Genomic DNA, 24,806 nt, shown 5'->3' with positions numbered 1-24,806 from the left:
TGTAAAAGGGGTGGAACATGGGAACTGCAGTTAAAAAAATGAGTGTGGTGCAGCTGACCGTGCTGACGGCTGTCAACATGCTCGGGTCGGGCATTGTCATGCTGCCGAGCAAACTGGCGCAGGTCGGGACGATATCAATTTTTTCTTGGATCGTGACCGCGCTGGGCTCATTGGCACTGGCTTATGCGTTTGCCAAGTGTGGGCGCTTCAGCCGTAAGGCTGGCGGTATGGGGGGGTATGCCGAGTACGCGTTCGGGCGTTCGGGCAACTTCATGTCCAACTACACGTATGGCGTGTCGCTGCTGATCGCCAACATTGCAATCGCTATTACGGCGGTGGGCTATTCGGTCGTCCTGTTCAAAACATCGCTATCACCAGTTGCCACTGCGATGGCCGCTATCGCGCTGCTCTGGGTCACGATGTTTGCCAACTTCGGGGGGGCAAGGATCACTGGTCGGATTGGTAACGTCACCATTTGGGGGGTCATCCTGCCGGTTGTCGTCCTTTCGATAATCGGCTGGTTCTGGTTCGACTTCTCAACCTATCGAGCGGCCTGGAACCCCCATAACATGCCGTTTATGCAAGCAGTAGGGGCCTCGATCTCGATCACCTTGTGGGCTTTCCTGGGGCTCGAGTCCGCATGCGCCAACACCGATGCCGTCGAGAACCCGGAGCGTAATGTGCCGATCGCCGTGCTGGGGGGAACCTTGGCTTCAGCAGTGATCTACATCGTCTCGACCAACGTGATTGCGGGGATGATTCCCAATGCTGAGCTGGTCAGCTCGACGGCACCCTTTGGTCTGGCGTTTGCCACGATGTTTACGCCCCTGGTGGGCAACATTGTCATGGGCCTGATGATTGTGGCCTGTATTGGTTCATTATTGGGGTGGCAGTTCACCATTGGCCAAGTGTTCAAGAGCTCGGCGGATGTCGGGTACTTCATGAAAATCTTCGGCAAGGTGACCAAGACCGATACGCCTGTCGCCGGTATGCTCGTCTTGTTGGCATGCCAGACAGCGTTGTCGTTGATGACCATCAGCCCGGACCTGAGTGGGCAGTTCGACCGACTCGTTAATCTGGCGGTGGTGACCAATCTGGTCCCCTATCTGATGTCCATGGCGGCCTTGATGACGATTCAACAAGCCGCAAACGTAACCCCGCGCCAGGCGTTACTGGCTAATATTGTCGCTTACATTGCCGCAGCCTACAGTTACTACGCACTCTTCAGCGCCGGTGCAGACGCGATGATGCTGGGTGGCATTGTGACGATGTTGGGTTGGACATTGTACGGTACTGTTTCCCGACGTTTTATGAAGGACGGAAGCCCTCAGCCAGTCGGCGAAAAGCTATCGGTTTGATAATCAAGGAACACTGAAGGGTAGTAGACAATGTGCAACTGTCTTCTACAGTCAGACGGCTCCCGGGCAGTCTGTTTGCAATCGACCTGCTGTTGCGGAAACGTCTACAACGCCGTCCTATGGAGTCGTTATGTATATTTTCAACCCGCTGCTGTCCAGCGCTGATAACCCGTCAGCCGTACCGATCGCGTCGCCTGAACTTAACGACGTCGGTCCACTCTCCGCCGACCTGCTTGATCGCATGCATCGTTACTGGCTCGCCGCCAATTACCTGTGTGTCGGGCAGATCTACCTCAAGGCCAACGCGCTGTTGCGCGAGCCCCTGACTGCCGAGCACATCAAGCCGCGCCTGCTGGGACATTGGGGAACATCGGCGGGGCAAAACTTCATCTACGTGCACTTGAACAGGCTCATCAGCGAGCAGCATGTCGAGATGGTCTATATCTCTGGACCCGGGCATGGCGGCCCTACGCTCAATGCCTGCGCCTGGCTGGAGGGCACTTACAGCGAGGTGCACGCTGAGATAACGCCGGACGAGGCGGGCATGTTGCGGTTTTTCCGCAGTTTCTCCACGCCAGGCGGCGTGCCCAGCCACTGTGGTCCGCACACGCCCAATTCCCTGCATGAGGGCGGAGAACTGGGTTATTCGCTGGTGCATGCCTTCGGCGCTGCGTTTGACAATCCCGAGTTGCTGGTGACCTGCGTGATTGGTGATGGCGAGGCCGAGACATGTCCACTGGAGGGCAGCTGGAAGAGCATCCGTTTTCTCAATCCCCGCGACGATGGTGCGGTGTTGCCGATTTTGCACCTCAATGGTTACAAAATCTCCGGCCCCACCGTGGAAGCGCGCACAGACGATGCCGACCTTGTCGAGCTGTACCGTGGACGCGGTTATGAACCGATTATTGTCGCGGGCGACGATTTGCCAGGCATGCATCAACGTTTTGCGGCGGCCCTGGATGCGTCCTACGCCAGCATACGTGACATCCAGCGTCGTGCGCGGAACGAGGGGCTGGTCGAGCGTTTGCGTTGGCCGATGATTATTTTGCGCAGCCCTAAAGGCTGGACCGGGCCGAAGGTGGTCGACGGTCTGCCGGTCGAAGGCACATTCCGCGCGCATCAGGTGCCACTGGCCAATGTGATCCAGAATCCACAACACTTGGCCCAGCTCGAGGCCTGGATGCGCAGCTATTCGCCACAGACGTTGTTTGATGACAACGGTGCGCTGGTGCCTGAACTGCAGGCACTGACCCCTCCGGCCGCGTTGCGTATGGGCGCTGTTCCTCACGTCAACGGCGGGCGAGTGCTGACCGCGCTAGACCTGCCAGACTTTGCCGACTATGGCCTGGAAGTGCCTGGGCCAGGCGAAGTGATCGCTGAGGCGCCGCGCAAGCTGGGCGAATACTTGCGTGACGTGATTCGCTTCAACCCTACCAACTTCCGCGTGTTCGGGCCGGATGAAACCAATTCCAACCGACTCAATGCGGTGTTTGAAGCCACCAACCGAACGGCTACGGGACCGGTACTCGAGATCGACGATCACCTCGCGCCCAATGGCCGGGTGATGGAGGTGCTCAGCGAGCATTTGTGCGAGGGCTGGCTGGAGGGTTATTTGCTTACGGGGCGCCACGGCATGTGGTCGACCTATGAGGCTTTCGCCCAAGTCGTCGACTCCATGGTGACGCAACATGCCAAATGGTTGCAGCAGAGTCGCGAGTTTCAGTGGCGCCGCCCATTGGCCTCGCTCAATGTGCTGCTCACCAGCCATGCCTGGCGCAACGACCATAATGGTTTCAGTCATCAGTCCACGGGCTTTGTCGACAATGTGTTGCAACGTCGTTCCGACGTGGTGCGGGTGTACTACCCGCCGGACTCCAACTGCCTGGTCAACGTGTTCGATCACTGCTTGCGCAGCCGCAATTACGTGAACGTGGTGACCTGCGGCAAGCAGCCGGATTTCCAGTGGCTGGATTTCGACGCTGCGCTGAAACACTGCTCTCAAGGCGCATCGATCTGGAATTTCGCCAGCAGCGATGAGGGTGACGATCCCGATGTGGTGTTAGCGTGCGCTGGCGATGTACCGACCACCGAGGCGGTGGCGGCGGCATGGCTGCTGCAGAAATATGTCCCCGGCATCCGCGTACGGCTGGTCAATGTCGTGGACCTGTGCATTCTCAGCAACCCGGAAACGCGCCCCCACGGTATGGATCATGGGTCGTTTGAGGCCTTGTTCACCCGTGATGCACCGGTGATGTTCGCCTTCCATGGTTCTACCTGGGTCATCCACTCCATGGTGCATGGCCGGGCCAACGAAGCCCGCTTCCATGTTCGTGGTTTCTCTGATCGGGGCACCACGACCACACCGTTTGACATGGTGGTGCTTAATCAGATGAGTCGCTACCAACTCGCTATCGACGCATTGAGCCATGTGCCGCGCCTGTGTGCTCATAGCCAGAATGTGGTGAGTTATTTCGAAAGCCAGTTGCGCAAGCATCACACGTACATTCGCGAGCACTTCGAGGACCTTCCAGAGATACGCAATTGGCACTGGACCGCTGACTTCAGCCAGCCTGACAGCCCGCCGCCATTAGCCAAGGGGCATGTAAGAGGCCAGCTCTTTACCGATGCCTGAGCGGTTTCGACATCCGGTTACGCTTGAGGTGTGGCCGGACCCCAGTTTGTCCCCAGTTCGTATAAGGGCCAGTCCATGCAGTCTCCTTGCAACGATCTTGATCCGAGCTTTCAAACCCTGCGCCAACTGGCGTTTGATCAGTCCATCCGTTGGTCGTGTCTGAATGATGATATCTGGCGCAGTCTCGACCATGAATTATGGGAACTGACCCATAATCCCTGTGTGGTGCTCAACGCGGTTTCCGACCAGAAGATCAACCTCCTGCTGGGCAACAGTCATTTTCATGCGCGGGTTACCCGCATCGCCGAGATCCATCGGGATATCCTCGCTCAGCCCTCATGGTTCGAGCGCGAACAGCCTGACGCTGATTTGCAGCAAGTGGCCTACTTCTCCATGGAGTACATGCTCAGCGAGGCACTGCCGATTTACTCGGGAGGGTTGGGCAATGTCGCGGGCGATCAGTTGAAAGCCGCCAGCGACCTGGGTGTTCCGGTGGTGGCTGTTGGCATGCTTTGGCAGCAAGGGTATTTTCGTCAGGAAATCGGTTTTCAGGGTGACCAGCAAGCGTTGTACCCGGTCAATGACACGCGCCAATTGCCGGTGGAGCCCTTGTTGCGCCCCGATGGCAGTTTGTTACGTCTGTCCGTGCAACTGCCAGGTCTGACGGTCTGGGTGCGGGGTTGGCAGGCAACGGTGGGCCGTAATAAATTGTTGCTGCTCGACAGTAACGACCCGGCCAATCCACCCCCGTTCCGGCTGATCACCGGTGAGCTGTATGGCGGCGATGTGGAGATGCGTCTTCGCCAGGAGGTGGTGTTGGGTATTGGTGGATGGCGTTTACTGGAGGCCGCAGGTTACACGCCGGATGTCTGTCATCTAAACGACGGCCACGCCGCTTTCGCGGTGCTTGAACGGGCCCGCAGCTACATGCAGGCGAACAAGGTCGGGTTCGATGTCGCGATGACCGCCACCCGTGCCGGTAATGTGTTCACCACCCATACACCGGTCGAGGCCGGTTTCGACCGTTTCCCCTCGGAGCTGATCAGCAAATACATGGGGCGCTATGTCGAAACTGAGCTGGGTCAGCCTTTGTCGGCCATTCTGGCGCTGGGACGGCAGAACGCTGATGATGCGCAAGAACCCTTCAATATGGCGTTCCTGGCGATGCGTTGTGCAGGTGCGGTCAATGCAGTGAGCCGTCTGCATGGGGCAACCTGCCGCCACATTTTCCAGAGTCTGTTTCCACGCTGGCCCCGCGATGCCGTGCCGGTCGGGTACGTGACCAATGGCGTTCATCTGCCGACATGGGTATCACTCGAGGCCGAGTCGCATTGGCAAGCCTTGCACGGGGGCGATCTGCCTTGGCGCGGCACCAGTGAGTCGCGGGTCAGCGAGTTACTGGAGCAGGTCGACGACGGGCAGATCTGGCGTTTGCGCCAGCAGGCCAGGACGCTGTTGTTCGAGTTCGTCCGCACGAGTCTGGCGCGCAGCGAGGCCATTCACGGAGCCTCGCTGGAGGCCATTGAGTCGGCGGGTGCCCTGTTCAACCCGCAGGTTTTGACGCTGGGCTTTGCCAGGCGCTTTGCCTCGTATAAACGGCCTAACCTGTTGTTACAGGACCCCGACAGGCTGCTGCGTATTCTCAATCATCCAACCCGGCCGGTGCAGTTACTGATCGCCGGCAAGGCGCATCCGGCCGACATCGTCGGGCAGCAGATGATTCGTGACTGGCATGCGTTTATTCGCCGTCCGGAGGTCAACGGGCGTGTGGCGTTCCTCGAAGACTACGATATGCGTGTAGCACGCCATTTGGTGCAAGGGGTCGATGTTTGGGTCAATACCCCACGCCGTCCGTGGGAAGCCAGCGGCACCAGTGGGATGAAAGTCCTGGCCAACGGCGGGCTGAACCTGTCCCAGCTCGATGGCTGGTGGGCCGAAGCATGCTCAGAGGAGGTGGGCTGGGGGATTGGCGATGGTGCCGAGCATGCTGACGATTACGACAGTGTCGACGCTACCCAGCTTTATTCGTTGCTTGAGGATGAGGTGGTGCCTGCTTTTTATGAGCGCGATGCAGAGGGCATTCCCAGGCAATGGATCCGGCGCATGCGCTGCAGCATGGGAGCGCTGGTGACACAGTTTTCCGCCGACCGGGCCGTGCGCGACTACACCCAACATTATTATCTGCCCGCCGCCACGGGCTACCGGGCGCGCGCGGCTGATGAAAGCCGACTGGCCGTGCAACTCACTCGTGAACGCGAGGATCTGAATGTTCGTTGGGCTCATATCCGCTTTCTGCATCTGGACATGCACCAGCAGATGGGCCACTACGCTGCAACGTTACACATGGACCTTGATGGACTGTCCCCGGGCCAACTACGCGTGCAGCTGTATGCCGAAGGTCTGGAGGGCGCGCCCGCTGATATTCAGGACATGGTGATCGACCCGATGGCACTGTCCGGAGGTGTTTTGATCTATCGCGCCGAGGTACCTGATGATCGTCCTGCCCAGGCTTATACCGCGCGCGTGATCGTCAATGGCGCCACTGGGCTGGAGGTCCCGCTGGAGGTCGGTCTCATTGCCTGGCAGCGTTAACGTGCCTTTTCACAGCGCTAGGCTATAGACGCTGAACATCTCATGCCGAGGCCTGCGGTTGCGGGCCTCGAGTTACCCTTTCTATCTGTCTGGAAGACACTATGTCCTTTGATCAGCAAAATCGTCTTGGCATGAAAGCACTGCTTATCCATGAAGATCTTGCTGCCAATACGGCGGCGGGCCGCGCCGTCAGGCAACTGGCGCAAGAGCTGGAAAAACGCCAGGTTGAGGTCCTGCTGGCACAGTCGGCGCTGGATGCCACTGTTCTGATTCACTCAGACCCTATGGTGCAATGCGTGTTACTCGATTGGGAGTTGGCCCTCGACGACAGTCATGCAATAGCCAACAGCGTATTGGATGCTGTGCGTGAGCGCAGCGAGACGCTGCCGATTTTTCTGCTGGCTGATCGCAACAGTGCAGCAACCATCCCGCTTGACGCCATGCAGAAATCAGACGACTTCATCTGGTTGCTGGAAGACACCACCGCGTTTATCAGCGGGCGCATCGTCGCTGCCATTCAGCGTTACCGTGAGGCCGTGCTGCCACCGATGTTTGGTGCGCTGGTACGCTTCTCGCAAGTGTACGAATACTCTTGGCACACGCCCGGACATACCGGCGGTACAGCGTTTCTGAGGTCGACGGTAGGACGGGCTTTTTTCGATTTTTTCGGTGAAAACCTGTTCCGCTCGGACTTGTCGATTTCAGTGGGCGAGCTGGGTTCGTTACTCGATCATTCTGGGCCCATCGGTGCCAGCGAAGTGTACGCAGCGAAGGTCTTCGGGGCTCATCGCACGTATCACGTCACCAATGGTTCATCGACCTCCAATCGGGTGATCCTGATGGCCAGCGTCACACGTGACCAAGTGGCATTGTGTGATCGCAACTGCCATAAGTCGGTCGAGCACGCGATGACCATGTCCGGGGCGATTCCGACCTACCTGATTCCCTCGCGAAATCACTACGGTCTGATCGGGCCGATACCTCCCCAGCGCCTGAGCCCCGAGGCCGTGCGCGACGCCGTGGCGAGCAATCCATTGGTGCGTGACGGGTTCGACCCGACGCCGATGCACGCGATCGTCACCAACTCCACCTACGACGGACTTTGTTACAACGTCACCCAGGTCGAGAAGCTGCTCGGTCAAAGCGTCGACCGCCTGCATTTCGACGAAGCCTGGTTCGGTTATGCGCGCTTCAACCCGATCTACCGAGAGCGTTTCGCCATGCATGGCGAGCCAGCAGACTACAGCGCGGACAGGCCGACTGTGTTTGCGACCCAATCCACACACAAGTTGCTGGCGGCGCTGTCCCAGGCTTCGATGATCCATGTGCGCGATGGTCGCCGGCCTATCGAACATGCGCGGTTCAATGAAGCGTTCATGATGCATGCTTCGACTTCGCCGAACTACGCAATCATCGCCTCCAACGATGTCAGTGCGGCAATGATGGACGGCCCTGGTGGCAAAGCCCTGACGGGCGATGCAATTCGCGAGGCGATTGCTTTTCGACGCATGGTGCCGCGACTCAACGAAGAGTTCCAGGCCCGGGGCGAATGGTTTTTCAATGTCTGGCAGCCTGACACTGTCATCGATCCCGAGAGTGGCGAAGTGGTGCCGTTCCATACTGCCGATGAGGCTCTGCTGGCGAGTGAGCCTGAGTGTTGGGGGCTAAAACCCAATGCTGCCTGGCATGGCTTCGGTGACATCGAAGACGGCTACTGCATGCTTGACCCGATCAAGGTGTCGATCACCACGCCCGGGATTTTGCCCGGTGGCGGCATGAGCCAGCAGGGCATTCCTGCGGTGGTGCTCAGTGCCTACCTGGACCGGCAGGGCATCGTGGTGGAGAAAACCACCGACTTTACGATTCTGTTCCTGTTCTCTATCGGTGTGACCAAAGGCAAGTGGGGTACATTGGTCAGCACCTTGCTGGACTTCAAACGTGACTACGACGCCAACGCGCCACTGGACAGCGTGTTGCCGCCCCTGATCGCCGCGCACCCGCAACGCTACCGTGGCATGGGGTTGCGCACACTGTGCGACACCATGTTCCAGGCCATGTCCGAACTGCGCACCACTGAATCCATGTCTCGGGCGTTCTCTACCTTGCCGGTGCCCCAACTCAGTCCGGTCGCGGCATACGAGCAACTGGTGCGCGGCAATATCGAAGTCCTTACCCTCGAACAAATGGCGGGCCGCACCGTGGCGACCGGGGTGGTGCCATATCCGCCAGGCATCCCGCTACTGATGCCCGGCGAGAGCGCAGGGGCGGCGGATGGTCCAATTCTCGGCTACCTCAAGGCGCTGCAAGAGTACGACCGGCGCTTCCCGGGCTTCACCCATGACACCCATGGCGTCGAGGTGGAGGATGGGCGTTATTTAGTCCGATGCATTAAATAAACCCCAGGACGGTCCGGGCGACGGGGAGGACGGCGGCTATGCTGAAATCATGGCTGCTCATCGCTATCGGCGCGTTGCTCGGTGCCGGCTTCGTTTCAGCTGATTAGCGCACGCTAAAGGAGTTGGATCATGAAAGGTTTTCTGGTGATTTTCTTCACTCAGCAGAATCGTCGCTATCGCGGAAAAATGCTCGGTGACTGGGTCGTCGACCTGGCCAAAGAACTGGGGCTACGCGGCGCCACGCTATCGACGGGCATAGAGGGATTTGGCCATACAGGCCAGCTGCATTCCACGCACGTCTTTGAACTTGCCGATCAACCTACCGAAATTCGTATGGCGATTAGCGAAGACGAGTGCGCGCGCCTGTTCGAGCGCCTGGAGGCCGAAGACATCTCCTTGTTCTACATAAAAGCGCCGATCGAGCTGGGGACTGTCGGCAAAAAAGCCGACAAGCCCCTTAGTTGACCGGGAGTTCCAGTGTTGCGCAGAGACCGCCGTCTGGAAGGTTATCCAGATGTATCCGACCTTTCAGGCGAACCGCAATCGTTTGTACAATCGTCAGTCCAAGCCCTGCGCCCTGGTCGTTACCTCGACTGTAAAAACGCTCAAAGAGCCGCTCACGCTCTGCCTCGTTGATACCCGGCCCCTGATCTTCGACAGCCAGCTGGAAGTGTCCATTGATTTTTGTCAGGCGGACAGTGATCAGGCCATGTTCTGGAGAAAAGTTCGCGGCGTTGGTCACCAGGTTATTAAGCGCGATGTTAATCGCTACTGGGTCGGTATGGGTGATGTAAGGGACATCACTGACGTCGAAAGTCAGCTCAAGGCCCTTGCTCAGCAACCAGGGCGTAAGCTGAACGAGACCCTCTCGAACAGTCGCCGTCAGGTCAACGGTTTGCAGGGGCGGTGCTATCGACTGGGGTTCGAGCCTGGCCATGGTCAGCAACTGGTTAACCAAACGGCTGGTGCGGTCTACACCGACGATCAGGTATTCGAGTGACTCTCGTTTTTCTGCCTCGGTGCCCGCTTCCAGTAAATTCTGCGCATGCACCCGAAGTACCGCCAACGGTGTCCGCATTTCATGGGCCGCATCGGCAATGAAGCGTCGCTCTCGCCCCAGCACCTCCTGGATTTGCGAAAGCATTCGATTCAGCGCGGCCTGCATGGGTTCGAGTTCGCTGGGCAGCGGCTCGATTTGCAGGGGCTCCAGGGAGCCGGAGTGTCGAGCGCGCAGGGTCGCGGCCAAGTCGGCCAGAGGCTTGAGCCCCCAACCAATCGCCAGCCACATCACTGTGACCAGGATCAGGCTGCCCAACAGATTTGGCCAAAGGGTATGCTGAACGATACGGTCAACCAGATCCGTTCGCACATCGTTACGCTCGCCGACCCAGATATGCAGGCCGTACTGCACGTCGTCGAGAATGAATGTCCGCCACTGATGATTTTTCAGGTCAACGACATCGCTGAAACCTGTCTGGGAGGGGGGCAGGGTAAAGGTGGGGGCGCTGGCAGTGTGTACCAGCAGTTCGCCTTGATGATTCCATACCTGAAAAGCAATTTTGCTCTCATAGGGATGGCCATCGAGCTTGGGCGAGGCTTGGCTGAGGGCCTGATTGAAGGCCTGGTACAGTGCTGAATGGTCCTTGCTGGCCATTGGCATGCGCATGACGCCTTGCAGCAGGCGAGCGTTTTGGGCCAGTTGCGCGTCATAGACTTCGGCAATTTCATGATTACTGTCATGCAGGTTGAAGAAACTCATGATCAGCAGGCCCACAAGCAACAGGCCGAGAATCAGGGTCATGGTGCGCTTTCTGATTGACGTCATCGGCGCTCTTCAACCAGGTAACCGACACCGCGAATGGTCCGGATTAACTCAGAACTGAATTTTTTCCGCAGATTGTGGATGTGCACCTCGAGGGTGTTGCTTTCCGCTTCTTCGTTCCAGCCATAAAGCAGCTGGATCAATCGCTCGCGGGTCATCACCCGTCCTGGGGGAGAAAGCAGTTCATAGAGCAACTGGTACTCCTTGGGTGTCAGCGCAATCGGTGCGCCATGGTAAGTCACCTGTTGGGTACTCGGGTCCAGGCTGATATCGGCATGCTCGATCAGCACCCGGGCGCGTCCCGCACTTCGACGCAGCAGCGCGCGCAGGCGGGCTTTCAATTCGGCAAGGTCGAAAGGTTTGACCAGATAGTCATCGGCGCCTGCATCCAGACCGGCAATCCGGTCTTCGGTGGCATCGCGCGCGGTGAGGATCAGCACGGGCAGCGTGGAGCCGCTCTGGCGTAACTGGCGCAGCACTTCGAGACCGTCCATGCGTGGCAGCCCCAGGTCGAGCACGGCCAGATCAAAGGTTTCGGTGAGCAGCGAATGCAGAGCGCTGCTACCGTCTTTAAGCCAGTCAACGGTGTAACCCTCTCGGCTCAAGGCCTGATGAACACCTTCGCCCAGAGCGATGTCATCTTCGATAAGCAGTAGACGCACAGCTGACTCCTGTCAGTTAATTTTCTTGTTTACCTCGCCAAGCAACGCCTGGATCTCCTGGCGGCGACCTGTATCGGCGGTTTCCCGGCCAGGACGCGGTGGCGCTTGCAAGGCTTTGAGCAAGGCTGCCTTGGCTTCGACATAACGACCTTGACGATAAAGGTGGTCCCCCCAAAAGTACAGGCTGTCTATGCCAGTCGGGTTGAGTTGCAAGCCTTGTTTCAAGAGCTGTTCGGCTTTTTTCGCGTCGCCGAAGCCGATGGGCCAGCCGGGAACCCGATCATAGAGTGCGGCGAGGCTGGTATAAGCGGAGCCTTGCAGCGCATTCGGGTCCAGCGCTATCGCTTTTTCGAGATCGATACGCGCCGACTTGACCTTGCTCAATGCCCCCAGTCCGCCTTGAGCTCCGGCCCAACTGCTGGTAACGATACCGGACCAGACCCAGGCCTCGGCAACGGTTCCCCGGGACTGAGTGAACGCTGACGCTTGTGCTGCAAGCTTTTCAAACGCAGCCACACGTTGCTCAGCTGGCAATTCGTATTGGATATGGGCCCAGCTTTGCTGAATGGCAATCAGGCGTTCCTGATCCGCGCTTTCCAAGGCCCAGGCAGGGCTGCTCAAAACGCCGAGAAGCAGGTAGATGCAGAGCTTTTTCATGGTTTTTATTTCTCTTTTTCTTGCCGGACACTGAGTCGCCGGATCAAGGGCAGTTGTTTACGCAGGCTGCGGTCCACAAGGTTAGGCAGCAGGCTGTTCAAACGGACGAAGAAGCGTTCAGGCCAGCCCAGGTAGAGCTCGCGACGATCACCCGCAATCGCATGGATAACCGCCTGAGCGACGATGTGTGGGTCGTCGACGTTTGATTTCAGTGCGTCGGTCAAGGCCTGTGCGGCGGGGCTGTTCATAGAGGTGCGCGTCGCACGGGGCGCCACGTACAGCACGCCAACCCGGGTATCGGCCAGCTCGCGACGCAGGGCTTCGGAGAAACCGCGTAGCGCGAATTTGCTCGCACAATAGCTGGCGTAACCCGGAAAACCAATGGAGCCGTAGGTGGACCCCACATTAACGACCATGGCATTTTCAGCGTCTTTCAATAGAGGCAGAAACGTGCGCGTCAGGCAGATAGGGACGCTGATGTTCAACGTCAGCATGGCGTTGATTTCTGCATCGTCCAGCTGTTCGAGCATGGCGAAGTGGTTGACCCCGGCGGCATTGATCAGCAGGTTCACACCACCCATTTCCTCGGCCGTGGTGAAGACCTTTCTGCGGTCAGTGGCGGTCGTCAGGTCAGCTGATATCCAGCGCAGATTGTGCGGATAAAGCGCGAGTAGCCGCTCAAGTGGCGCTTTATGTCGGGCCACCGCCAACACCAGGGCGCCCTTCGCGCACAGGGCATCGGCAATGGCCAGGCCGATCCCGCCGCTAGCACCGGTCAGGACGACTCTTGCTTCAGAGAGCTGCATGCAAGGTCTCCTCGGCCGTAGCGCCCGGGAGGGCACGGAACATGTCGGCGTACAGTTTGTAGACGACTTTCGAGGCGTGGATGACGGCGGCTTGGTCGGTCGGGTCTTCCAGGCGATCCATCAACCGGCGATAGGTCTGCATGTGCGCCACGTCCAACTCCCCGTGAGAGCTCAAATAGCTGAAGGCAGTGGTGGGGAGTTCAAGGTGCTCGCGAATACTGTCGGCGGCATGTGTGGCCAGCGCAATGCTGGTGCCCTCGAGTACGTTGACCATCCCGAACAGGCCGACGGGATTGTCCCGCGCGATCAAGTCATAGAGGAAACCGACCATCAACTCGATCGGCAGTTCTGGGCGTCCTTCACGAACAGTATCGACGTCGCCACCGCAGGCCGAAATGTCATTCAGGATCCACTGTTCATGGCCGTACTCTTCGTCGATGTACTCACAGACGGCCCCTCGCAGCCATTCCAGGCCGATGGGCAGACGGGCGCCGCACGCCATCATCAATGGGACCGTGTGTCGAACGTGGTAATAGGCCTGGGTCAGAAAAGCGCGATAGCTTTCCAGGCTGACCCGACCGGCAAGGGCTTGGCGAATGATCGGTAAGTTAAATAATTCCTGGCGTTCGTGCTGGGTGGCTTCTTGCAGTGTGTCGAAGAAACTCATGATGCTGATACCTCAGGGTAAACCGATGAGATGAGTTGATGCCGGTAGCGTTCGAGGATGGCTTCGCGCCGTGGTCGACCATTGGCGGTGAGCAGGCCATTGGTCGGAGTAAAAGGTTGCTCCAGACGTGTCCATTGATGAACTTGGGCGTAGTCGGGCAAGTTTTCGTTTGCGAGGGCGACTGCGGCGGTGATTTCCTCGTCGGTGCAGTCCGGCTTGTGGGGCCACAGCAGCGCGTGGTTACGCGGCATTGCTTCGCCATACACAAAAGCCTGGGCGATATGGCTGCGTTGTGTCAGCTCGGCCTCGACCCATTCGGGATTGACGTTGCGCCCAAAACTGGTCACGAATTGATGTTTCTTGCGGCCGTTGAGGTAGAGATAACCCTCTGCGTCAAATTCGCCCAGGTCACCGCTGTGCCACCAACCCGTGGCCTCGGGCGATTCGCCCAGATAACCGAGCATTGGAGCGCCGCCAATCAACACTTCACCGTCCTCAGCCAAGCGGACCTTCACATGGGGCAAGGGCTTGCCGACACTGCCCAGGCGGTTGGCGCCGGGATGGTTCAGGCACACCACCGACGCGCATTCTGACAAGCCATAGCCCTCAAAGACCGGCAGGCCGATCCGTTGTGCGCGTAGCAACAACTCAACCGACACCCTGGCCCCGCCCACGGCGGCGAAGCGCAGTGTCGAGGCGTTGAATGCGCCGAGCTCGGCCGCGTTGACTAACAGCAGAAGCAGTTGCGGCACTAGGATCAGACTTTCGGGACGTCGTTCGGCAAGTGTGCCGAGCAGCCGGGGGATATCCACGCCACTGGCGCCCTGGATCCCGAGTTTTTTCTGACTCGGCAGGCTTAGCGTCGCACCCGCATAAAGCGCGGCATAGCACCCCAGGTTTTCCAGGAGAATGGCCAGAGGAAGCAGGGCGAGATGATGGTGAGACTCGGTAGCACGTGTGGCCAGGTCCAGTTCCCTGGCCACCCTTAGCAGGCTGTCGGCACTCAGGCATACGCCTTTGGGGGTTCCAGTGGTGCCTGAGGTGAACGTCAGCTTGGCTGTGCCTTGAGGCATGCGCGTTGTGCCGGAAAATGACCGGCGCCAGAACTCTCCGACCTGTGTATAGCCAGCCGTTGTCAGTTCAGGGGCCTGATCGGTGTCGGCGATGACCAGCTCGGCCTGGCTTTGCTCCAGGCAATGGTTACGTTGCGCGGGGCTGAAAAAAGGCGGTAACGTCAGGCAGGTAAGACCTTCGAACAGTGCCGCAAGGTCCCAAAGCAGTGCGTTCGGACCGTTCTCCAGGGCCAAGGCGACCACACTGATGCGTTCTTCGCGCAAGCGCTGTTGCCGATAGACGACTTCTGCGTACAGGGTGGCGTAATCCAGCCGCTGCGCATCTCCCCATAATGCCAGGACGTCAGGTTTTTCTTCGGCATGTTGACGAAGAATCTGTTTGAACCCTTCCAGTTCAGGCGACATGGTTGATCATCTCGGACGTCGATGGCAAACCGAGGCGATTGAATAGCCCCACGTTGCGTAAATGAATGAAGCCAGCACGGATATTGCCGACATGCACGGACGGCTGACTTTGGTAATAACTGCCCCAGGCATGTTGGTCTTCACCCAGTCGCTGCGGGTCGGCGGCACAGAGGGTCACGGGGCGCAATCCCAAGCGATGGAAGCTGTTGACCAGCCCAGCGTTACCGGTAAACGCCACCCACTCCAGCCCGCCCATCGCCAGTAGCCAGGTGAGGGTGATGATGCTCAGGCGTGCACTGCCGGTATCGCTTGCGGCGAGATTGCCGACCTCGACAATACCGATTCGGTCAACCGGGCGGCCAGCGGCCGCACAGATCAATGGTTCGATGGGTTCATCCAGATAATGCTCGAGAAACAGCGGCCCTGAAGCTCCCAGCCGCACTCCGGCAACGGCGCTCAGACCTCCTGCGGAATGACTCAACCCGAACAGTTCAGGCATGAATTGGCGTATCTCGGCCCCGTGAGCCAGGTGGAAGCGTTGTTGAATATAAGCTTCGAACTCTGAGCGTTTTGGTTCACCTGGCAGGGCCCTGACCAAGCTCATGTCAGGTGCGTCGGTGTTGCCGAAATGCAGGGGTAACCGGATGTTCCAGTCGAAACCGGGCATTGAGAGGACTCCTCCCGTGGGTAGTCAGGTTCAGAGTATCAGCGCCAATTCTTAGCGAAGTCTGAAGGTTCGTCCAAGTACGTCTAAGGTCGTATTGGGTCAGTCTTCAGACTGGCTTAAGACTCGTCAGCCAAGGTGCTGATAGCCCAAATGACTCGGGCAGCACATCACGACACTTGAGAGGTCCGCTCATGAACAACAGCGCAGTGCCGCAACGTTATGGAAAACTATCGATCACTCTGCACTGGCTGATGCTGGCGCTATTCGTCGGTGTCTACAGTTGTATTGAAATCAAGGGGCTCTTGCCGCGAGGGCATGCGCTGAAGGGGATGTTTCTTGGGCTGCATTCACTGTTCGGGCTGGCGATCTTCGCGCTGGTGTGGGTCCGGTTGCTGGCCCGTTTGAAACCCAGTCCGCCCATTTTGCCGCGTCCACCAGGCTGGCAGATCGGCCTGTCGCACCTGACGCATCTGGCGCTTTACGGGTTGATGATCGCTACGCCGATATTCGCCTGGTTGATGTTAGGTGCCGGGGATAAACCGATCCCTTATTTCGATTTCGTGCTGCCTGCTCCGGTCAGCGTCGATCCAGCATTGGCGCGTCAGTTCAAGGACTGGCATGAGTTGCTCGGCAGTGCCGGTTACTGGCTGATCGGGTTGCATGCAGCGGCAGGGCTTTTTCACCATTACTGGGTGGGCGACAACACCCTGAAGCGGATTTTGCCCGGGCAGCGATCTGAGTAGTTGCCGTGTCCTGGATAGGTGACGGAATCGTCCTGTCGGCTGAGGCCTTGCCGGGCCTCAGACGCCACTGAGTGACAACGCCGCCAATGCGCCGATCAACGCGGGCGGCATCACCAGAATGCCCAGACGCAGGAAGTCGATAGCACTGACGTGTTCGCCTTCGCGGCGCACGGCAATAAGCCACAGCAGCGTAGCCAGCGAGCCGGTAATCGACACGTTTGGCCCTAGGTCGACACCGATCAATAGTGCACTCGTGATGGCCGTGGGCAGATGATCGATCTGACCCACCGACCCGGCGATCAGGCCTGCTGGAAGGTTGTTGACCACGTTGCTGGCGATAGCCACGATGATCCCGGCACCCCAGGTCGCCTGGAGGGTGGAGTTTTCGGCCAGGGACGCCAATGCATGCGCCAGGGTATTGATCACGCCTGTCTGCGCCAGCCCCTCGACCAATACAAACAAGCCTGCCACCAGCGGCAGTACGCCCCAGGAAACGCCCTTGAGCACCGGTAGCGGGTTCAGACGCTGGCGTAAGTGGATGAGGCTCGCCGTCGCGAGCCCGGCACAGAAGGTCGGCAGACCCAATTGCAGGTCAAGCGCCGATGCCAACAGCAACAGCACCGCAGTCAGCACGATGCCGAATGCGGTCAGGCGTGCGCCACTCGACAGGGGTTGTAGGGTGATGACGGTTTCCAACGGCTTGCGAAGATGATTGCGCTGGGTGAAGCGCAGCACAATATAGGTCAGGCCGATCGCCGCGATGGAGGGCAGGGTGAACTGCCACAGCCAGGTCATCAGTGGTGGCATGTGGCTGCCAAAAACCACCAGGTTGGCAGGGTTGGAGATGGGCAATACAAAGCTTGCTGCGTTAGCGATGAAGGCGCAAACGAACAGATAAGGCAGAGGCTCTGCCTTGGCCGCTTTGGCCGCTGCGTAAACGGCAGGGGTCAGCACCACGGCAGTGGCGTCGTTAGATAGAAATATCGTCACCAGCGTGCCGACCAGGAACACCAAGTCGAACAGTCGTTGTCCCGACCCCCGGGCGTGTTGCGCTGCATACATGGCCAGCCAGTCGAAGAGTCCCTCCTGACGCGCCAGTTCAGCCAGCACCATCATGCCAATCAGAAACAGATAAACATCGCTGCCTTTAGCCATCGCCGCCAGGGCCGAGTGGAGCGGAATGAACCCCAGACCCGTCAGTAATACGGAGGCACACACCGCCCAGACATACTCAGGTACTCGCCATGGGCGCAGGATGATCCCGCAGGTTGCCAGGGCGGCCACTGTCCAGATGACCGCAGTTGGATCGAATGCAGGCATTGTTTTTACTCAAGCGTGAGGCTAAAGGCGAGATAACGGAAATTGAGCATCGCGAGGTAATCGGGATGACTTTATCGGCAGGCTGGAGGGGCTGTTCCGAGCCCAATTCAACGTTTCGGGCATGGCAGCCATAGTAAAAGAAATGCCACTGCGGCAATAGCGGTGAGTATCAGGAAAGCAGCGCTGTAACCCGATTGCTGTATCACCAGCCCTGCCAGGCTGGCGTTGTGAAAACTCAGACTCAATGACGCAACTGACGACTATCAATGACCCGTCGTGCCCCGGTTTGGTTTCATCGAGCCGCACTTATAGCCGAGAACCGACCGGGTGGGGCGCGAGGTGCAGTACTTAAGTTTAGATCCCGGTTGTAACGGTAGTCTTACACCGTGATGGGCGGGCTCTACCCGCCAATCTAAAGCACTGACACATTGCGGCCAAGGCAGCGTATGGCTGTGGGCCAGACCTTTTGATAATCGCCTCCGACATCTCGTCCCTGTTGCGGAGCGCGCCATGCACAACAATAAGAATTCTCAACGTCGATTCCTGCCTGTGCTTATTGCCGGCCTGTCCACCCTCAGTTTGAGCCAACTGGCCAACGCCGAGATCATGTTATATGACAAGGACCAGACGACATTTTCCACTGACGGTTACGTCAACACCTTCTACGTGAACAGCAAAGTTGACCGGCCTGGCGATCAATACGATCGCAGTCAGGCCCGAGTGAAGATGGGCTTCCTGCCCAACTACATTGGTTTCAACATGGGCAAGCAAGTGGATGATCTGAAGTTGGGCGCACGGGCGTCGCTTTGGGTCACCATTAACGACAGCCAGACCAATGGCACGGCTACGGCTATCGACGTTCGTCAATTCTACGGCACCGTCGCCAAACCAGAGTGGGGGGAGGTCCTGATTGGTAAGGATTTTGGCCTGTTTGCGCGTTCCAATATCCTCCTGGACGAAATGCTTTCCGGCTATGGTCAGGTCAGCGATACCCTGGGTCTGGTAGACGGTGGCGGGGTGTCTTTCGGCAACATCGGCACCGGCTACCCCTATCCGTTTCCCACTTCGCAGATCACCTACCGTTCGCCGATCATGGACGGGCTGCGAGTAGCTGTAGGCATCATGGATCCGGTGGATACCAATAACAGCAGCGCACTGGGTAAGGCTTACCAGAATAATCCGCGGACCGAGAGCGAGGTCACTTACCAGTTCGATGCGGCCGGGGCAAAGGTGTACAGCTGGGTCAACGGTAGCTATCAAACCTCTGACAATACCGATTCGACCGTTGCTTCGGTGACGTCAAAAGGGTTGGGTTATGGGGTTCAGGCGAAGATGGGTGGCGTGACGCTCACCGGTTCTGGGTTTCGGGCCAAGGGTATCAACCCGTTCTTCACCAATAACGCTGGCGAGGCGACTTTGCGTGAAGTAGACAGCGTTGGCTACCTGATGCAGGGCTCCTACAAACTTGGCAAAAACCGACTGGCACTGTCATACGGCAAGACCAATGACGATGGCAACGGCGTAGTAGGCTCCGGCGCCAATTACGACACGCGTGGTATCGCGCTGTTTCACGACGTCAATAGCAGCCTCCAACTGGTCGTCGAGTACAACCAGTTTGAAATCAGAGGGCATGAAACCACCGCCCTGAACGAAACCACCAACACCTTTGCCGTGGGCGCTGTCTTGACCTGGTAGTGGTTACGGTGTGCCAACTCCCACAGTGTACGTCCACTCTACTGTGGGAGTGAGTGCCTGAATGTCGCGGTCTCATCCTATCGGAGTGGCTACCCACTACCCAAGTAGGATACGGGGCCGGGTCCAGTATTCGTAGACTGGCCTATCAGACAACGCACTTTCGGGAGGCGACTATATGCAGCAAGCCCAAACCGACGGCGTAGTGAGCGCGATGTCGATGGCAACCGGGGCGCAAGAGGTCGCGCAGGAACTGGCGCGACAGCTGTTGCATCCGCACTTGGGCTTCGTGTTGTTCTTCTGCTCGGCTGAATACGATTTACAGGCCTTGGGTGCCGCCTTGCAGCAAAGCTTTGGAGGTATTCGCGTGGTCGGCTGTACCAGCGCCGGCGAAATCACTCCCGAGGGCTACGGCCGTGGTTGTGTGACGGCGATAGGCTTTGATCATCGGCATTTCTCTATTGCCGCCGAATTGATTGATGAAATGGAACGCTTCAGCCTGATCGACGCTCAGCAAATGGTCGAGCGACTGGTTGGCGACTGTCGCAGCAATACCCTGGCGCCGATCAAAGGCAACAGTTTCGCCCTGACGTTGCTCGACGGCCTGTCCAGCCGCGAGGAGATGGTCCTCGCCGCGCTGAGTGCAGCCTTGGGCGATATCCCGCACTTCGGTGGTTCTGCCGGAGACGATAATTACCTGACCCACACTCACGTATATTTCGGCGGCGAATTCCACAGCGGCGCCGCCGTGGTGCTGTTGGTCAATACCTGGCTGGACTTCGAAGTTTTCACCACGCACCACATTTTGCCGCGTGCGGAAAAGCTCGTGGTCACCCGTGCCGACAGCACCATGCGCCGGGTTTACGAGCTTAATGCCGAGCCTGCGGCTGAGGAGTATGCGCAGATCATCGGGGTACCGGTGGCCGAGCTCAATCACCGGATATTTGCTGCGCACCCACTGGCCGTTCGGATCAACGATCAGTACTACGTCAGGGCGATTCAACAGGTCAACCATGACCTGAGCCTGAGTTTTTACTGCGCGGTGGAGAACGGCATTGTGCTCACTGCCATGACCCCAGGTCCGTTGTTGCCCAATCTGCAGGGCCTGTTCGATGGCTTGCAGGATCGCTTGGGTTCGTTGTTGCTGACTATTGGCTGCGACTGTTTTCTGCGGCGCATGGAGCTGGAGGCCGATGGCAGCGTCCAGCAGATTGGCGACTTCCTGCGCGAGCATCGGGTGATAGGTTTCAACACCTACGGAGAACAGTTCAATGGCATGCACATCAACCAGACCTTCACCGGCGTTGCCATCGGACGGAACCGTGCAGCCTCCTTCCCCCGCTGAATTGCTCGAGCACATCGCACAACTGCAACGGGATAATCAAAAGCTGCGGCGGATCAACACGGCCCTGATTGAACGGGTCGAGTCCGGCACCGCGCGTGGCAATGATTCCTATGCGGCCTTTCAGCATTCGGTGGTCCTGGCCGAACAGGTCAGGGAACGCACCGATGCATTGAACCACGCGATGGCCGAACTCAAGGCCAGTAATTACCTGCTGAGCGAGGCCCGCCTGCGTGCTGAAACGGCCCACCAGCACTTGGTGGATGCGATCGAAAGTATTTCCGATGCGTTCGTGCTGTTTGATGAGGACCAGCGCATCGTCCTGTTCAACAGCCGATTCAAAGCGTTCTGGGTCAACAGTCGGGTGCGGATCATCGGTGGTATGCGTTTGGCCGAGGTCAAGCGTCTGATGGCCAGTACCGGGCTGTTTATCGAAGAACCTCGGCACAGCGCTGACGAGCATCTGTTGTATCGTCTGAACGACGGCCGCTGGTTGCAGGTCAGTGAGCGACCTACCCGAGAGGGCGGCCGGGTGATCCTGTTTACCGACATCACCGAAGTCAAAGTCAACGAAACCGTGCGCCGCGAACAGGCCGTCGCGCAGAAGTCGCACCTGCTGCAGAGGGCTGTCGATAACCTGTCTCAGGGGGTGGCGATGGTCAACGCCGATGGGGTTCTGGAACTGTGGAATCGTCGCTTTCTGGAATTGAGCGGGCTGGCTCCGGTCGCCGCGCATCGGCCTTTTGCCGAGGTGATCGCTGACAGCGAGCTGGATCTGCTGACACCGGCCAGCCGTGACGCCAACGGTCGAGTGATCCATGAGCGGGAACAGCGGTTGTTCGACGGGCGGGTCCTTGAAATCCGCACGCATCCATTGCCGACTGGCGGTTTCGTCAACACCTTCACCGACATCACCGAACGCTATCAGCATGCTGAAGCCCTCAGCGAAAGCGAGCGCTGGATTCGCCTGATCACTGACCACGTTCCCGCGCTCATTGCTTACCTGAACGCCGACCTGGTCTATGAGTTCACCAACAAGGTATATGAGGAGTGGTACTGCTGGCCGCGCGGCGTGATGCTCGGACAGAGCCTGCGCGAGGTTCACAGCGAAGAGCATTATCAGCGCCTGGAAACCTATGTTGAACGCGCCCTTGCGGGGGAGAGCGTGACCTTTGAATGCCCAGAGATCAACATCAACAATCAGGAGCGATACATGCTGCGCTCCTACGTGCCCAACCGTTTGGCCAGTGGCGAAGTGGTCGGTATTTTTGTGTTGATCCGGGATATCACCGAGCGCCGCCGTACCGCCGAAGCCCTGCACCAGGCCTACCAGAACCTTGAACTACGCGTTCGCGAACGCACGGCCGAGCTGACCACCCTCAACAGTCAGCTCCTGCGCGAGATCGACGAACGCAGTCGCGTAGAGTTACGCCTGCGTGAAGCCAAGCTCGAAGCCGAACAGGCCAACCTGTCGAAAACCAAGTTTCTGGCCGCCGTCAGCCATGATCTGCTTCAGCCACTCAACGCCGCACGCCTGTTTACCAGTGCCTTGCTGGAGCGACGCGAGCCGGTGGCCAATGCGATTCTGGTGCGTAATGTCAGCAATTCGCTGGAAGACGTGGAAAATTTGCTCTGCACACTGGTAGACATCTCAAAGCTCGATGCCGGTGTAATCAAGGCCGATATCGCACCGTTTGCTCTGAGCGAACTGCTGGACAACCTGGCCGTCGAGTACGCGCAAATTGCCAGCAGCGAGGGCCTGGTTTTAGAGTTCGTGCCCTGCTCGGTGCTTGTACGCAGCGATATTCAATTGCTGGCGCGGATTCTGCGCAACCTGCTGAGCAACGCCATCCGATACACCACCACCGGCCGCGTGGTGCTGGGGTGCCGTCGGCATCGCCAGCGCCTGTCTATCGAGGTATGGGACACGGGCATCGGTATTGCCGAGAACAAGCTGGAGGAGATTTTCCAGGAGTTCAAACGCGGCGATGTGCAACGGCCGAATCAGGATCGCGGGCTCGGGCTCGGGTTGGCGATTGTCGAAAAAATCGCGGGCATACTGGGGCACAAGGTCAGCGTGCGTTCCTGGCCTGGCAAGGGCTCGATGTTCTCCATCGAGGTGCCAGTGACCCTAAGTGCACCCAAGGCGCTCGAGCAGGCGTGCATTACCGAACCGATGATGGAGCGCCTGCGAGGTGCGCGTATCTGGGTATTGGACAACGATGCGGCAATTTGCGCCGGCATGCGCACGTTGCTCGAAAGCTGGGGCTGCCAGGTGGTGACCGCACTCTCTGAGCAGGACCTGGCTCGGCAGGTAGAGAATTACCATGCCGACGCGGACTTGCTGATTGCCGATTACCACCTGGACGATGACAAGAATGGCGTCGATGCGGTGGCAACGATCAACGCTCGACGCGGCTCACCCTTGCCAGCGCTGATGATCACTGCCAACTACAGTAATGAACTTAAGCTGCAAATGCGTGAGCTGGGCCACACCCTGATGCACAAACCGGTGCGGCCGATGAAGCTCAAAACCGCGATCAGCCATCTACTGGGCCGATCGACAGTTTGATCAGCGTCGTAGATAGGCCGCGAAATCGATATCCCCGGCGCTGAGAATCGCCTGGACGCGGTTATGCACGTTGAGTTTGCGCAGGATCGCCGAGACATGGGCCTTGACCGTGGTTTCGGCAATTTCCAGGGTATAGGCGATCTGTTTGTTCGATTCGCCTTTGGTCATGCGTTCCAGTACCAGCAATTGCTTGCGGGTCAGGGCTTGTAGCAACTCAGGTGGGAAGCTGGGTGTGTTGTTCATGCTGCGCCGGGTGCCGGGCCTCTGTGCTCGAATGATGTCCGAGGGCAGGTAGACATTGCCGTTAAGAATCTGCTCTATCGCTTCGGTCATTTGCGCCCGTGGCGAAGACTTGGTGATAAAGCCCACCGCACCGTAGGTAATGGCTTGCAGCACAATTTGTTTGTCTTGTTCGGCGGACACGATCACCACCGGAATTGTGGGCGCCTCGTTGCGTAGATTGATCAGGCCATTGAGACCGTGCATGCCAGGCATATTCAAATCGAGCAGAATCAGGTCGAGGTCGTCATGGGTCTGGGTCAGTGCCAGCGCGCTGTCCAGATCGGCCGTTTCCATCACTTCGCTGCCCGGAAACCCGTCGCTGATGACATTGGCGATGGCTTCGCGAAACAGAGGGTGATCGTCTGCAATCAGAATTTTATACATAGCCTTTCACCTCGTTATTTTGATTATGGTGTGGCGCGGGGGCGGGCCTGTTGCTCAGGGAAAGGGTTCGGGTTGGGCCGGCTGTACGGGTAAATTGGCCGCCTGCCAGGCATCGAGACCATCGCGGTACCAATAGAGATCGCTGTAGCCCAATGCAGAAGCTCGTTTTACCGCGTTCCAGCTCAGCCAGCAATCGGCGCGGCAATAGAACACCAAAGGCTGATCCTTGCGTCCAGCCGTTGCTTTTTGCAAGTTTCGCGAAAAATAGTCCTGCCATCGCGGGGTGAGTTCGCCGTCGCCGCTGTTGGCCAGCCAATGGCTGCCGGGGAGGTTGGCGTGGGGTTCGTCGTCGATAAACCGACCTTCCAGCCATTGTCTGCGATAGACGTCGATCAGCACCGGTCTGGAAGCTTGCTGCAGTAGTGTCTGCAAGTGTTCAGTGTCGATGATATGAGCACCCTCTACGTGATCGGGAGTAGGGCTGCGATACAACGTGAGGCGATACCCGTCGGCTGAAAACAACGGGGTCTGTGCCTGGGCGACACTTAGACCCAGGCTTAACGTCAAAATAAGCGCCGCCAGGGAAGGGTGGAGTACAGGGCGTAGAACGCACGGCATAGGGTGTTTCCTTTCTTGTTATCGTGGCATTACATGTCACCGACGGTGCTTTGTGAATGCGACGATAGACAGGTAAACCAGTACTAAAGTACTGGTTTACCTGTATTTGAACGCTG

At 58.3% G+C, this 24,806-nt stretch carries 19 protein-coding genes; 9 read left to right on the top strand and 10 right to left on the bottom strand.

The features are described 5' to 3' along the window. Positions 1-17: 17 nt before the first annotated feature. From potE to ACVBEG_RS12540, 5 genes are all read left to right on the top strand, one after another. On the top strand, positions 18-1,358 hold the full coding sequence (gene potE / locus ACVBEG_RS12560) for a putrescine-ornithine antiporter (protein ID WP_323565708.1): 1,341 nt from the start codon (positions 18-20) through the stop codon (positions 1,356-1,358). Between the two features lie 130 nt (positions 1,359-1,488). After that, positions 1,489-3,990: a phosphoketolase family protein gene (locus ACVBEG_RS12555; protein ID WP_447107779.1), complete on the top strand. Its 2,502-nt coding sequence runs from the start codon at positions 1,489-1,491 to the stop codon at positions 3,988-3,990. A gap of 75 nt (positions 3,991-4,065) precedes the next feature. Continuing rightward, on the top strand, positions 4,066-6,582 hold the full coding sequence (glgP, locus tag ACVBEG_RS12550) for an alpha-glucan family phosphorylase (protein WP_447107778.1): 2,517 nt from the start codon (positions 4,066-4,068) through the stop codon (positions 6,580-6,582). 101 nt (positions 6,583-6,683) lie between these two features. After that, entirely contained in the window at positions 6,684-8,978 is a 2,295-nt protein-coding gene (locus ACVBEG_RS12545; RefSeq protein ID WP_416151997.1) for an Orn/Lys/Arg family decarboxylase, read from the top strand. A 129-nt stretch (positions 8,979-9,107) separates the two neighbouring features. Further along, positions 9,108-9,443, top strand: coding sequence for a DUF190 domain-containing protein (locus ACVBEG_RS12540; RefSeq protein ID WP_322178958.1), 336 nt, complete (start codon positions 9,108-9,110; stop codon positions 9,441-9,443). On the opposite strand, the gene ACVBEG_RS12535 is transcribed toward ACVBEG_RS12540, so the two are convergent. The 7 genes from ACVBEG_RS12535 to ACVBEG_RS12505 are packed head-to-tail and all read right to left on the bottom strand — an operon-like array spanning position 9,436 to position 15,737. Continuing rightward, positions 9,436-10,803 (bottom strand): ATP-binding protein, encoded by a 1,368-nt coding sequence (locus tag ACVBEG_RS12535; RefSeq protein WP_322178959.1) that lies wholly within the window; start codon positions 10,801-10,803, stop codon positions 9,436-9,438. The two genes, ACVBEG_RS12540 and ACVBEG_RS12535, sit on opposite strands and share 8 nt — an antisense overlap. Next, entirely contained in the window at positions 10,800-11,462 is a 663-nt protein-coding gene (locus ACVBEG_RS12530) for a response regulator (RefSeq protein WP_322178960.1), read from the bottom strand. The genes ACVBEG_RS12535 and ACVBEG_RS12530 overlap by 4 nt, the downstream gene beginning before the upstream one ends. 12 nt (positions 11,463-11,474) lie before the next feature. Beyond that, positions 11,475-12,119 (bottom strand): tetratricopeptide repeat protein, encoded by a 645-nt coding sequence (locus ACVBEG_RS12525; RefSeq protein ID WP_322178961.1) that lies wholly within the window; start codon positions 12,117-12,119, stop codon positions 11,475-11,477. Between the two features lie 5 nt (positions 12,120-12,124). Continuing rightward, complete coding sequence (locus tag ACVBEG_RS12520; RefSeq protein ID WP_322178962.1) at positions 12,125-12,925, bottom strand: SDR family oxidoreductase; 801 nt, start codon at positions 12,923-12,925, stop codon at positions 12,125-12,127. Next, positions 12,912-13,592: a TenA family transcriptional regulator gene (locus tag ACVBEG_RS12515; RefSeq protein WP_443690248.1), complete on the bottom strand. Its 681-nt coding sequence runs from the start codon at positions 13,590-13,592 to the stop codon at positions 12,912-12,914. The genes ACVBEG_RS12520 and ACVBEG_RS12515 overlap by 14 nt, the downstream gene beginning before the upstream one ends. Further along, the gene (locus ACVBEG_RS12510) at positions 13,589-15,070 is read right to left on the bottom strand and encodes an AMP-binding protein (RefSeq protein WP_322178964.1); all 1,482 of its coding nucleotides are present in this window, start codon (positions 15,068-15,070) and stop codon (positions 13,589-13,591) included. The genes ACVBEG_RS12515 and ACVBEG_RS12510 overlap by 4 nt, the downstream gene beginning before the upstream one ends. Beyond that, positions 15,060-15,737 carry a thermostable hemolysin gene (locus ACVBEG_RS12505; protein WP_322216634.1) on the bottom strand — a complete coding sequence of 226 codons (678 nt, stop codon included), beginning with the start codon at positions 15,735-15,737 and terminating at the stop codon, positions 15,060-15,062. Before ACVBEG_RS12505 ends, ACVBEG_RS12510 begins: the two co-directional genes overlap by 11 nt. Before the next feature lie 191 nt (positions 15,738-15,928). Here ACVBEG_RS12505 and ACVBEG_RS12500 point away from each other — a divergent pair, with 191 nt between their 5' ends. Further along, positions 15,929-16,480, top strand: coding sequence for a cytochrome b (locus tag ACVBEG_RS12500; RefSeq protein WP_322178966.1), 552 nt, complete (start codon positions 15,929-15,931; stop codon positions 16,478-16,480). Positions 16,481-16,537: 57 nt separating this feature from the next. Here the strand turns inward: ACVBEG_RS12500 and ACVBEG_RS12495 are convergent, their stop codons facing one another. Further along, positions 16,538-17,800 (bottom strand): arsenic transporter, encoded by a 1,263-nt coding sequence (locus ACVBEG_RS12495; protein WP_447107777.1) that lies wholly within the window; start codon positions 17,798-17,800, stop codon positions 16,538-16,540. 510 nt (positions 17,801-18,310) lie between these two features. Here ACVBEG_RS12495 and ACVBEG_RS12490 point away from each other — a divergent pair. From ACVBEG_RS12490 to nahK, 3 genes are all read left to right on the top strand, one after another. After that, positions 18,311-19,495 carry a porin gene (locus tag ACVBEG_RS12490; RefSeq protein WP_322178968.1) on the top strand — a complete coding sequence of 395 codons (1,185 nt, stop codon included), beginning with the start codon at positions 18,311-18,313 and terminating at the stop codon, positions 19,493-19,495. A 175-nt stretch (positions 19,496-19,670) separates the two neighbouring features. Then, the gene (gene nosP, locus ACVBEG_RS12485) at positions 19,671-20,837 is read left to right on the top strand and encodes a nitric oxide-sensing protein NosP (RefSeq protein ID WP_322178969.1); all 1,167 of its coding nucleotides are present in this window, start codon (positions 19,671-19,673) and stop codon (positions 20,835-20,837) included. After that, positions 20,764-23,406, top strand: a complete 2,643-nt coding sequence (gene nahK / locus ACVBEG_RS12480) for a hybrid sensor histidine kinase/response regulator NahK/ErcS' (protein ID WP_323565710.1) — start codon at positions 20,764-20,766, stop codon at positions 23,404-23,406. The genes nosP and nahK overlap by 74 nt, the downstream gene beginning before the upstream one ends. Here nahK and ACVBEG_RS12475 read toward each other — a convergent pair whose 3' ends face one another. Together ACVBEG_RS12475 and ACVBEG_RS12470 are read right to left on the bottom strand one after the other, a co-directional pair. Further along, positions 23,407-24,072, bottom strand: a complete 666-nt coding sequence (locus tag ACVBEG_RS12475) for a response regulator transcription factor (RefSeq protein WP_322178971.1) — start codon at positions 24,070-24,072, stop codon at positions 23,407-23,409. It abuts the gene before it with no gap. A gap of 54 nt (positions 24,073-24,126) precedes the next feature. Then, entirely contained in the window at positions 24,127-24,690 is a 564-nt protein-coding gene (locus ACVBEG_RS12470) for a PQQ-dependent catabolism-associated CXXCW motif protein (protein ID WP_447107776.1), read from the bottom strand. Between the last annotated feature and the right edge of the window lie 116 nt (positions 24,691-24,806).

It is taken from the genome of Pseudomonas sp. GG8, assembly GCF_052976945.1.
This window is presented reverse-complemented; position numbering and strand designations above follow the sequence as displayed.

Coding starts and splice junctions, on each gene's coding strand:
- potE (WP_323565708.1), top strand. CDS start 18: ATGGGAACTGCAGTTAAAAAAATGAGTGTGGTGCAGCTGACCGTGCTG.
- ACVBEG_RS12555 (WP_447107779.1), top strand. CDS start 1,489: ATGTATATTTTCAACCCGCTGCTGTCCAGCGCTGATAACCCGTCAGCC.
- glgP (WP_447107778.1), top strand. CDS start 4,066: ATGCAGTCTCCTTGCAACGATCTTGATCCGAGCTTTCAAACCCTGCGC.
- ACVBEG_RS12545 (WP_416151997.1), top strand. CDS start 6,684: ATGTCCTTTGATCAGCAAAATCGTCTTGGCATGAAAGCACTGCTTATC.
- ACVBEG_RS12540 (WP_322178958.1), top strand. CDS start 9,108: ATGAAAGGTTTTCTGGTGATTTTCTTCACTCAGCAGAATCGTCGCTAT.
- ACVBEG_RS12535 (WP_322178959.1), bottom strand. CDS start 10,803: ATGACGTCAATCAGAAAGCGCACCATGACCCTGATTCTCGGCCTGTTG.
- ACVBEG_RS12525 (WP_322178961.1), bottom strand. CDS start 12,119: ATGAAAAAGCTCTGCATCTACCTGCTTCTCGGCGTTTTGAGCAGCCCT.
- ACVBEG_RS12520 (WP_322178962.1), bottom strand. CDS start 12,925: ATGCAGCTCTCTGAAGCAAGAGTCGTCCTGACCGGTGCTAGCGGCGGG.
- ACVBEG_RS12515 (WP_443690248.1), bottom strand. CDS start 13,592: ATGAGTTTCTTCGACACACTGCAAGAAGCCACCCAGCACGAACGCCAG.
- ACVBEG_RS12510 (WP_322178964.1), bottom strand. CDS start 15,070: ATGTCGCCTGAACTGGAAGGGTTCAAACAGATTCTTCGTCAACATGCC.
- ACVBEG_RS12505 (WP_322216634.1), bottom strand. CDS start 15,737: ATGCCCGGTTTCGACTGGAACATCCGGTTACCCCTGCATTTCGGCAAC.
- ACVBEG_RS12500 (WP_322178966.1), top strand. CDS start 15,929: ATGAACAACAGCGCAGTGCCGCAACGTTATGGAAAACTATCGATCACT.
- ACVBEG_RS12495 (WP_447107777.1), bottom strand. CDS start 17,800: ATGCCTGCATTCGATCCAACTGCGGTCATCTGGACAGTGGCCGCCCTG.
- ACVBEG_RS12490 (WP_322178968.1), top strand. CDS start 18,311: ATGCACAACAATAAGAATTCTCAACGTCGATTCCTGCCTGTGCTTATT.
- nosP (WP_322178969.1), top strand. CDS start 19,671: ATGCAGCAAGCCCAAACCGACGGCGTAGTGAGCGCGATGTCGATGGCA.
- nahK (WP_323565710.1), top strand. CDS start 20,764: ATGGCATGCACATCAACCAGACCTTCACCGGCGTTGCCATCGGACGGA.
- ACVBEG_RS12475 (WP_322178971.1), bottom strand. CDS start 24,072: ATGTATAAAATTCTGATTGCAGACGATCACCCTCTGTTTCGCGAAGCC.
- ACVBEG_RS12470 (WP_447107776.1), bottom strand. CDS start 24,690: ATGCCGTGCGTTCTACGCCCTGTACTCCACCCTTCCCTGGCGGCGCTT.